The following is a 9,837-nucleotide window of genomic DNA, read 5'->3' as shown; positions in this document are numbered from 1 at the left end:
GGTGGGTGCCTTTCTTGAATCCATGCATGCGTTAGGTGTTGTGGCCTTATCAATCGCCCGAAAAGTCTGGCTCCTACATTGGTGTAGTGCTTGTAGTGGGTGGCGTAACATTTTGAATTTATGTGTATTTCTGCTAATGCCTTTACTGAACCCATGCATGCGTTAAGTGTTGTGGCCTTATCAATCGCCCGACAAGTCTGGCTCCTACATTGATGTGGTGCTTGTAGGGGGTTGCGTGGCGCGGGGGATTTCTGTGCATTTTGATGGGAGCTTTTACCGCACCCAGGGTGTTGCGGCCCTTGCCGGTCGGTTCGGGGCTGGCCTTCCGTTGCAAACCCGATTAGCCTGCTAACTCAACCAGTAAGGGATTGCGATGCAAGAGACGACTCCTCGGCAGCGTTTGGCGGGTGTGCTGATTCTGCTTGGTTTGATGGCGCAAATAGTGGGGTTTACCGGCTGGGTGACAACGATTCACGCGGTGAGCTATTTGCTGTGGGCGGGGGCTTTTTTGCTATGGCGGGATATTCCCCGGCGTTCACGTATCCAGGCGGAGGTGTTGATTGCACTGGGCGCGGGCATGTTGCTGGTGGCACAGTTTGTGTACGGCGCCGAGGTGGATTGGCCCGCCATGCTTCAGGGCAATGCCTTTGTGGTGGCGATGCTGGTGGGCGTTAGCTTTATTTCGTTGATTGGCAAGCAAGGCAGTAAGGGGGCGTCGGGCAGCCGCGTCACCGGCGCGGGCGGTGTGCTGCGCACCTGGCTGGGCGTGCACTTTTTGGGCACGATCTTAAATCTTTCCACCGTGTTTATGGTCGGCGATAAGCTCGCCCGACGGGGGCCGCTTACCACGCCTCAGTTATTGGCGTTGAACCGTGGACTGACCAGCGCGGCGCTGTGGTCACCGTTTTTTGCCTCAATGGGTGTGGTTCTTTCATTGGCGCCCGAAGTTGAGTATGCACAAATTGCTATGGTCGGTTTTCCCTTGGCGATGCTCTCGGGGCTGTTAACCACGTTAGAACTACGTCGGCGATTTGACCTTGCCGAAGTCGATGGCTTTTCGTTGGCGCCGCGCAGCCTGTTGATGCCGGTTAGCATGGCGGCGCTGGTGATGCTGTTTCATTTTTGGGTGGCACCCTCGCTTACCATTGTCAGCATTATTACCTTTCTCCTGCCGAGCGTTGCCGTACTTAGCAACCTGCGCGACGGGCCGCGTTATACCCTACGGCGCGTGCGCCAGCATACCCTCATCCGGTTACCTGCCATGCGCGGGGAAATTTCGCTGTTTTTAGCGGCTGGGTTATTAACGCTGGGGCTTTCCACCCTGGTATCAGCGGCGGCCGGAAGCGATTGGAACTTGTTTGCCCACTTTGGCGCGCCCCAGGCGATGATCAGCTTCGTCGCCATTTCGCTAAGTGCACTGGCCGGGCTGCATCCGATTATCGGCGTGTCGGTATTGGCATCAATACTCAACTTACAAGGCAGCGAGCAAACGCTGTTTGCCATGGTGGCGCTGTGTTCCTGGGCGGTGGGTACTAGCGTAGGGCCGCTATCGGGCATCAACCTGTCGCTGCAGGGGCGTTACGGGATGAGCGGTTACCGGATGATGACCAACAACCTGCTTTATGCCGGCGTGATGAGCCTGCTTTCGCTGGGGGCGATCGCAGGCATCAGTGTGCTAGTCGACTAGGGTTATCGATGCGGGGTTATCACGTCTCGACGACGGTGCTCGGAATGCGGTAGAAATAGCGGTGGCCGCATTGGTGGCATGGGTCGATACGCGCCACGTTAGGCAGCATGACCTGAGCGTCGCAATGCACGCAGGCCAGCAGGCCGGGAGCAGCCATTTCGCCTTCGCAATAGTCGGCACGGGCGGCTTCCAGATCCTCGGCAAAGCGCTCACGGTCGACGACACTACGGTCGGCAATCGATAACAGCGATTCCACCACCCGGCGTGAAAGGCCTTCAATATCAATACCCAGCCAGGTGGCCACCTGTTTGCCGGTATCTGCCATAAAGTAGCGCATGTCTTTCAGGTCACGCTCTACCCAGGCGCGCAGCAGGGCCAACTCGTCTTTGGTGTATTCTTCCAGCTCCGCCTCAAACTCGACTGCGTCGTCCAGATCCTTTTGCAGATTTTCCCAGGTTAGCTCGTCAGCGCCGTCCTGCATCCGCTCCAGCAAGCGTTCGTAGCCCTCGCGTAGGCGATGATCATTGCGTTGTTCACTCATGGTACTTCTCCTTTTGTCGACGCGGGGTGTGACCTATCATCGGCAGACCGTTCAAGGATACACCTGCATAGGATACAATCGACGCCACTAATCTGACAGTCGTCATCTAACATTCACTTTGCGCCCAACTTGGGCGATACGCCAAGGCATTAAATAAACCGATGGACGCACAATACAGCCCTCGTGAAATTGAACGCGACGCCCAACAATATTGGGATCAACATCAATGCTTTAAAGCAGTAGAGGACGCGAACCGCGAAAAGTTTTACTGCCTTTCGATGTTCCCCTACCCCAGCGGCAAGCTGCACATGGGCCACGTGCGTAACTACACTATCGGCGACGTGGTGTCCCGCTTCCAGCGCATGCAGGGCAAGAATGTCATGCAGCCCATGGGCTGGGATGCATTCGGCATGCCGGCGGAAAACGCCGCGATTCAAAACCAGGTGCCGCCCGCCAAGTGGACGTACCAAAACATCGACTATATGCGCAACCAGTTGAAGGCGCTTGGTTTTGCCTACGACTGGAACCGTGAATTTGCCACCTGCGATCCCAGCTACTATCGCTGGGAGCAGTGGTTCTTCACCAAGCTGGTGGAAAAAGGCTTGGTATATAAGAAGATGTCGACGGTCAACTGGGATCCGGTCGACCAGACCGTACTCGCCAATGAGCAGGTAATTGAAGGCCGTGGCTGGCGTTCCGGCGCGTTGGTCGAGCGTAAAGAGATCCCGCTGTGGTTTCTGAAGATCACCGACTACGCCGATGAGCTGCTGGCGGATCTCGACCACGTCGAGTGGCCCGAGCAAGTCAAAACCATGCAACGCAACTGGATCGGTAAATCCCAGGGCGTTGAGCTGAGCTTTGATATTAAAGCCGCCGACGGTTCAAGCGGTGAGCCGCTCTCGGTCTACACCACCCGCCCGGATACGCTGCTGGGTGTCACCTATATGGCCGTCGCGGCGGATCATCCGCTCGCCAAACAAGCCGCTGAAGGCAACGCGGAACTTGCTGCATTCCGTGAAGAATGCGCCCGGGGCGGCACCTCGGAAGCCGAAATGGCGACCAAAGAGAAAAAAGGCCTGCCGACCGGACACAAGGCCATTCATCCGCTCACTGGCGATGAACTCCCGGTGTTTGTGGCTAACTTCGTGCTGATGGAATTTGGTACCGGTGCGGTCATGGCAGTGCCTGCCCACGACCAGCGCGACTGGGAATTTGCGACCAAATACGACGTCGAAATCAAGCCGGTGATCGCCGATGAGAACGGCAATTCGCCCGATCTCACACAAGGCGCGTACACCGAGCACGGCCCGCTGATTAACTCAGGCGAGTTCGACGGCCTGGGCTTTGAAGACGCGTTTGATGCAATCGCCGCCCGCCTCGTTGAGATGAACCGCGGCGAGGTGAAAACCAACTACCGCCTGCGTGATTGGGGCGTGGCCCGCCAGCGCTATTGGGGCGCGCCGATCCCGGTCAAATACGGCCCGGAAGGCCAGACCGTGCCGCTCACCGATGACCAGTTGCCGGTCGAGCTGCCGATGGAAGTCACCGTCGACGCCTCAGGGTCACCGCTCAAGAAGATGCCCGAGTTTTCCGACCTGGGCGACGGCTGGACCCGGGAAACCGACACCTTCGACACCTTCATGGAGTCCTCCTGGTACTTCGCGCGCTTCTGTTGCGCGGATAACCATGAAGCGATGCTCGATGAACGCGCCAACTACTGGCTGCCGGTGGATCTGTATATCGGCGGTATCGAACACGCCATTCTGCACCTGCTCTACGCCCGCTTCTTCCATAAGCTGATGCGTGACTTCGGCCTGGTGGATTCCGACGAGCCCTTCCAGCAGCTGCTGACCCAAGGCATGGTGATTGCGGAAACCTACTACCGCACCACCGAAAACGGCGGCAAGCAATGGTTTAATCCCGCCGATGTAGAGGTCAAGCGCGATGAAAAAGGCCGCCCGCTCAGTGCTACGTTAATGAGCGATGCTCAGCCGGTGGAAATGGGCGGCATAGAGAAGATGTCCAAGTCGAAGAACAACGGCGTGGATCCGCAGTCGATGATCGACAAGTTCGGTGCCGACACCGTCCGCCTGTTTATGATGTTCGCCGCCCCGCCGGAGCAATCGCTCGAGTGGTCGGATTCCGGTGTGGAAGGCGCGCACCGCTTCTTGAAGCGGCTGTTGCGCCAAGTGCACGAGCACCTGGAGGCCGGTTCGCCGAGTGAATTGGATGTCACTGCGCTGAACGACGATCAAAAAACGCTGCGCCGCAAAACCCATGAAACCATCAAGAAAGCCAGCGATGACATTGGCCGCCGGACGACCTTCAACACAGCGATTGCCGCAGTGATGGAGCTCTCCAACGCCCTGGCTCGCTTTGATGACGACTCGCCACAGGGGCTTGCCGTAAGCCGTGAAGCGTTAGAGGCATGCGTATTGCTGCTCGCGCCTATCACGCCACACCTCTGCCACCGCCTGTGGCAGCAATTAGGTCACACCACACCGGCGATTGAAACGCCTTGGCCAGCGATCGACGAAAGCGCCCTGACCCGCGATACGCTCGAACTGGTCGTACAGGTAAACGGCAAGCTGCGGGCCCGCCTTGAGGCGCCGGCGAATGCCGATAAAGCGGCCATTGAGCAACTGGCAATGGAAAACGAGAACGTCCAGCGTCACCTGGAAGACAAAACGGTGCGTAAAGTCATCGTGGTGCCGGGCAAGCTGGTCAACATAGTGGTAAGCGGATGAATCGACGGACTTTTATAGCCACCAGCATGGCCGCCTCGGCGGCCTTGTTCCTCAGTGCCTGTGGATTTCGTCTGCGCGGCACCGGCTCAATCCCCAGCCTGCCGCCGCTCGCCCTTGAGGGCAATACCAACAGCGACATGGCCCGGCAGCTAACTGATCGCCTAGAACAGCTTGACACCGAAATCACCGCCAACGGCGTATGGCGCGTCACGCTAGGCACCCCGACCTTGGATGAGCGTCGTTTAGGCGGCGAAGGTCGTGCCAGCCGTGACCACGAGCTAACGCTACGCAGCACGATTTCGGTTCAGCGCCGTGACGACAACGCCTATCTGGTCAACAGCGAAACGCTGTCAGCCAGCACCCGCATACGCGTCAACGACGATGACCTGCTCACCCGTGAGAACCTGTTCAGCGAAGCCGAACAAACCCTCAACCGTGAGTTGGCGGAACGTATTATCGAACGCCTCAGCGCCCTTAATAACGCATCGTGAAAGTATTTGCCGACCAACTGCCTGCTGCGCTGGCCAAATCGCTACCCAAGGTAGTGATTGTCGCCGGCGACGAGCCCTTACAACACCGTGACGCCTGCGATGCGGTGCGAGCCGCCGCCCGCCAGGCGGGCATCGAAGAACGCGAAGTATTGGACGTCGAGCCCAACTTCGCTTGGGGGCGGCTGCTTGAAGTCGCCAGCAACCTTTCGCTGTTCGCCACCAACAAGCTACTCGAACTGCGTTTAGGCCAGCACAAGCTGGGCCAGGAAGGCAGTAAAGCGCTAGCCGAATACGCCCAACACCTGGGTAATAACGATGACCTGCTGCTCATCAGCATGGGCAAGCTCGACGCCAAACAGCAAAAAAGCGCTTGGTTTAAAGCCCTCGATAAGCATGGTCTTTTCGTGCCGGTGTGGCCCATTGATGTTTCGCGGCTGGGTTACTGGCTGCGCGACCGCGCCTCGCTACATGGTCTGCAGATCGACCTTGATGCAGCTCGATTACTCGGCGAGCGTACCGAAGGTAACCTGCTGGCCGCCGACCAAGCCATGCAGAAACTGTCGCTTATTCACCCCCAGGGCACGCGGCTTAACGCGGAAAGCATCGCCCAGGGTGTGGAAGACAGCACGCGCTTTGATGTTTTCACCCTGGCCGACGCCTGTTTAAAAGGTGAGCCCAGCCGCGTGTCACGGATTATCCATGGGCTGCAAGGCGAAGGCGTTGAAGCGCCGATTGTGCTGTGGGCCCTGACACGCGAAATGCGCACGTTACTCTCGCTACACCAACACCTGGATCAAGGGCAGAGCTTTGAACATGCCTGCAAAGCGCAAAAGCCTATGATCTTCGATAAACGCCGTCCCAATTATCAAAAGGCCATTGCGCGGCTGCCCATGAAGCGCTTGCATAAACTCTTGCTGATGGCTCAACGCTTAGACCTAGCCGTGAAAGGTGCGTCACCAGTGCCTTTGTGGCCGGGATTGCACGACCTGGCCTTCACCATGGCGGGAGGGCGCGGCCTACTGGCGGAATCTGCCTGGACGTATCGCGTCGCGCCAAGCTTTTAAGTACTAGAGCAAACTCGCATTTACACATTCGCCACGAAATAAGCACAAACCATGAATTATCGGTACCAAACCGTACAATTGGCTTAAAAAAATGCTGAATTATTCCTATACTTAGCCTACAAGTGGATAATCGCTTGGCCTATCCCGGATCAGTCTAAGGAAAAAGACGATGAAAAACATACGCGCTTATCTCTCGACATTACTCATTGCCGCCTTGGTCATTACCAGCCTCCCCGTCGCCGCCGCTCCTGCGGCTTCGCCCTCGACGGATCTCGTCAGCACACAATCGGTATTGGCCAATGACAGTGGGCTAGCCGACCGCGAACGAATCCATCAACTGCTCAACCGTGCCGATATCCAAGACGAACTGGTAAAACAGGGCGTTGATTTGGATGAAGTAGAAGCACGTGTTGCTGCGCTAAGCGATGCCGAAGCCCAGCAAATGGCCAATCAGTTAGAAGAACTACCGGCCGGTGCGGGCGTGATTGGTGCCCTTTTTGCGGTATTTGTGATTCTGTTGGTCACCGATATCCTGGGTCTTACCGACGTTTATCCGTTTACCCGTTAAGCCATGGCCACTATTTACCGCTTCCAAAACGCCCGCCTAGCGGGCGTTTTGCTGTTACTCTGCCTGCTATCTGCCTGTGCTAGCACCCCGTCGCTTCGCGACACCACCGAGCAACAACTACCACGCCAAAGCGAACTCGCAGACGTACCGTTCTACGCTCAAACGGAGTACCAGTGCGGCCCGGCCGCTCTTGCCATGGTGCTCACCCACCAGGGCGTGGACACTGACGTTGAGACCCTTATCCCCCAGGTGTTTATCCCCGGCCGCGAGGGCAGCGTTCAGCCGGAAATGCTAGCCACTGTGCGTCGCCACGAGCGCCTTGCCTTGCCCATTCGCGGAACTTTCGACGATTTACTTAAGCATTTAGCGGCAGGCGACCCGGTTGTGGTAATGCAGAACCTGTCGCTCCCGGCATTTCCCATGTGGCATTACGCGGTGGCGATTGGCTACAACTTGGACGACGACTCTATTACGTTACGCAGCGGCGAAATTGAGCGACACACAATAGCTTTCAGCCGTTTTGATGCGACCTGGGCACGTACCGACCGCTGGGGATTTGTCGTGGCTAAGCCCGGCACGCTGCCCGAAGGCATTACGGCACACAATGCCCTCACCGGAATCAGTGCCTATGAAGAGTTGCACGGCCCGAAAGCCACATTGAGTAGTTGGCAGGCGATGGTCGAGCGTTACCCCGGCCATGCACTTGCCCAGTTTGCCCTGGGTAATGCGTATTACGCCGATGAGCAGCCAGATAAAGCGCTTAGCGCCTTTCAGTCGGCTACCCGGAATGACCCAGAAATGGGCGCCGCCTGGCTTAATATTGGGCTTCTACAGTTGCAGCAGAACCAACCCGACGCCGCTCGACAGGCACTTACCCAAGCCGCCTCCATCGAAGGCAGCTGGCAAGCACGGGCTCAAGAGCTCTTGGGTCAACGCTAGTGGCGATTAAAGGCACTGCACCTGACGAGCGCGCAGCAAAACGCCGTGGGCAAGCCACGGCGTTATAGAGAAAAAAGTAGCGTTAGCGGCGAGTCGCGTTATAACCCAGATCGGCACCGCGGCTTTCATCGCTACGGCGACGGACACTGCCTCGCTTGCGGTTTTCTTCTTCGCAGACCTTGTCTTTGCCGCCGCAGATATCGCAGCCATCTTTCATGCCAATTTGATTCAAGCCACCGCATGAACCGGCGATGGGCTTACGGCCCATGATGACACCCACGGCCATCACGCCCATGATCAATGCCATAAACCCGAAAACGAGTAGCCAAATAGCCATACATACCTCCTCTCACGATAGGACTATACCATAGACAGTCGCTGGCTCAGTTAGTGCCTGAGATAGTGACTGAGGAAGAGCTTTAGGTAGCGCCTGGCATCCCTGACGTGAAAATAAACGGGGCCAGCCAATGGCTAGCCCCGCAACAGCCCGAAGGCGTGACGTTACCCGCCGAAATCATCCAACATGATGTTTTCCGGCTCAACCCCTAGATCAAGCAGTAGCTTAATCACTGAGGCGTTCATCATGGGCGGTCCACACATGTAGTATTCGCAATCTTCAGGCGCGGGGTGATCCTTCAGATAGTTGTCATACAGCACGTTATGGATAAAGCCAGTCGGCCCATCCCAGTTATCTTCTGGCAGCGCGTCTGACAACGCAAGATGCCATTCAAAGTTCGGGAACTCTTCAGCCAGCTGATCGTATTCTTCATTGTAGAACGTTTCGCGCCATGAACGCGCACCGTACCAAAACGAGATTTTACGATCGGTCTTCAAACGCTTGAGCTGATCGAAGATATGGCTACGCATGGGTGCCATGCCGGCCCCGCCGCCGATAAAGATCATTTCGGCATTGGTATCCTTGGCGAAGAATTCGCCAAACGGCCCCATCACGGTGACCTTGTCACCCGGCTTCAGGTTGAAGACGTACGTCGACATCAGACCTGGCGGATGGCTGGTACCCGGAGGCGGCGTCGCGATACGGATGTTGAACTTGAGGATACCCTTTTCATCAGGGTAGTTCGCCATTGAGTATGCGCGAATGATTTCCTCGTTGTTCTTGTGGGAAACATCGAACAGACCGAACTTTTCCCAGTCGCCGCGATACTCTTCTTCGATATCAAAATCGGAGAACTTAATATCGTAAGGCGGCGCTACCAATTGCACGTAACCACCGGCACGGAAACCTACTTCCTCGCCTTCCGGCAGCTTCAGGTTCAGTTCTTTGATAAAGGTGGCAACGTTGGGATTGTCGATAACCTCGCATTCCCACTTCTTAACGCCAAATACTTCCTCAGGCACTTCAATCTTCATGTCCTGCTTGACAGGTACCTGGCAAGACAGGCGCCAACCTTCTTTCTTCTCGCGCATGGTGAAGTGCGATTCTTCGGTGGGCAGAATGGAACCGCCGCCCTCTTCCACCCGGCATTTACACTGGGCGCAGGAACCCCCGCCGCCGCATGCCGATGAAAGAAAAATACCGTTGGCCGCCAGGGTATTCAGTAGCTTGCCACCGGCCTGGGTCTTCAAGGTATGTTCGGGGTCTTCGTTGACCTCAATGGTCACGTCCCCACTACTCACTAGCTTGCTGCGCGCTGCCAGAATGATCGCCGTCAAACTAATAACGATGACCGTGAACATGACAACACCGAGCAAGATGACTGCTGTATCAACCATGTCGGTTTCCTATTGCTGGAGGTTTTCTATCACCCGACAGTGCCTTCGCACCGTCGGGAAAAACCG

Annotated in this window: 9 protein-coding genes; 6 read left to right on the top strand and 3 right to left on the bottom strand. The window is 56.7% G+C overall.

All coding sequences use genetic code 11. The features are described 5' to 3' along the window. Nucleotides 1–373: 373 nt before the first annotated feature. On the top strand, nt 374–1,687 hold the full coding sequence (locus BLR97_RS12190) for a hypothetical protein (protein WP_089706810.1): 1,314 nt from the start codon (nt 374–376) through the stop codon (nt 1,685–1,687). Between the two features lie 19 nt (nt 1,688–1,706). Here BLR97_RS12190 and BLR97_RS12185 read toward each other — a convergent pair whose 3' ends face one another. Next, the gene (locus tag BLR97_RS12185) at nt 1,707–2,228 is read right to left on the bottom strand and encodes a zinc ribbon-containing protein (RefSeq protein WP_089706809.1); all 522 of its coding nucleotides are present in this window, start codon (nt 2,226–2,228) and stop codon (nt 1,707–1,709) included. Between the two features lie 161 nt (nt 2,229–2,389). Between BLR97_RS12185 and leuS the strand changes: the two genes are divergently transcribed. From leuS to BLR97_RS12160, 5 genes are all read left to right on the top strand, one after another. After that, a complete protein-coding gene (gene leuS / locus BLR97_RS12180; RefSeq protein ID WP_089706808.1) occupies nt 2,390–4,975 on the top strand; it encodes a leucine--tRNA ligase in 2,586 nt (861 codons plus the stop codon). Then, nucleotides 4,972–5,466, top strand: a complete 495-nt coding sequence (locus tag BLR97_RS12175) for an LPS-assembly lipoprotein LptE (protein ID WP_089706807.1) — start codon at nt 4,972–4,974, stop codon at nt 5,464–5,466. The genes leuS and BLR97_RS12175 overlap by 4 nt, the downstream gene beginning before the upstream one ends. Then, a complete protein-coding gene (holA, locus tag BLR97_RS12170; RefSeq protein ID WP_089706806.1) occupies nt 5,463–6,530 on the top strand; it encodes a DNA polymerase III subunit delta in 1,068 nt (355 codons plus the stop codon). Before BLR97_RS12175 ends, holA begins: the two co-directional genes overlap by 4 nt. 169 nt (nt 6,531–6,699) lie before the next feature. Next, a complete protein-coding gene (locus tag BLR97_RS12165; protein WP_089706805.1) occupies nt 6,700–7,098 on the top strand; it encodes a PA2779 family protein in 399 nt (132 codons plus the stop codon). 3 nt (nt 7,099–7,101) lie between these two features. Next, nucleotides 7,102–8,037 carry a PA2778 family cysteine peptidase gene (locus BLR97_RS12160; protein ID WP_089706804.1) on the top strand — a complete coding sequence of 312 codons (936 nt, stop codon included), beginning with the start codon at nt 7,102–7,104 and terminating at the stop codon, nt 8,035–8,037. Nucleotides 8,038–8,119: 82 nt separating this feature from the next. Here BLR97_RS12160 and nqrM read toward each other — a convergent pair whose 3' ends face one another. After that, nucleotides 8,120–8,374 carry a (Na+)-NQR maturation NqrM gene (gene nqrM / locus BLR97_RS12155; RefSeq protein ID WP_089706803.1) on the bottom strand — a complete coding sequence of 85 codons (255 nt, stop codon included), beginning with the start codon at nt 8,372–8,374 and terminating at the stop codon, nt 8,120–8,122. 164 nt (nt 8,375–8,538) lie between these two features. Continuing rightward, nucleotides 8,539–9,771 carry an NADH:ubiquinone reductase (Na(+)-transporting) subunit F gene (gene nqrF, locus BLR97_RS12150; RefSeq protein WP_089706802.1) on the bottom strand — a complete coding sequence of 411 codons (1,233 nt, stop codon included), beginning with the start codon at nt 9,769–9,771 and terminating at the stop codon, nt 8,539–8,541. Nucleotides 9,772–9,837: the final 66 nt, after the last annotated feature.

The sequence above is a fragment of the Vreelandella arcis genome (assembly GCF_900103865.1).
GTDB classification, from domain to species: Bacteria; Pseudomonadota; Gammaproteobacteria; order Pseudomonadales; family Halomonadaceae; genus Vreelandella; species Vreelandella arcis.
Note: the sequence above shows the minus strand (reverse complement) of the source record. Positions and strands in the feature narration are given on the sequence as shown.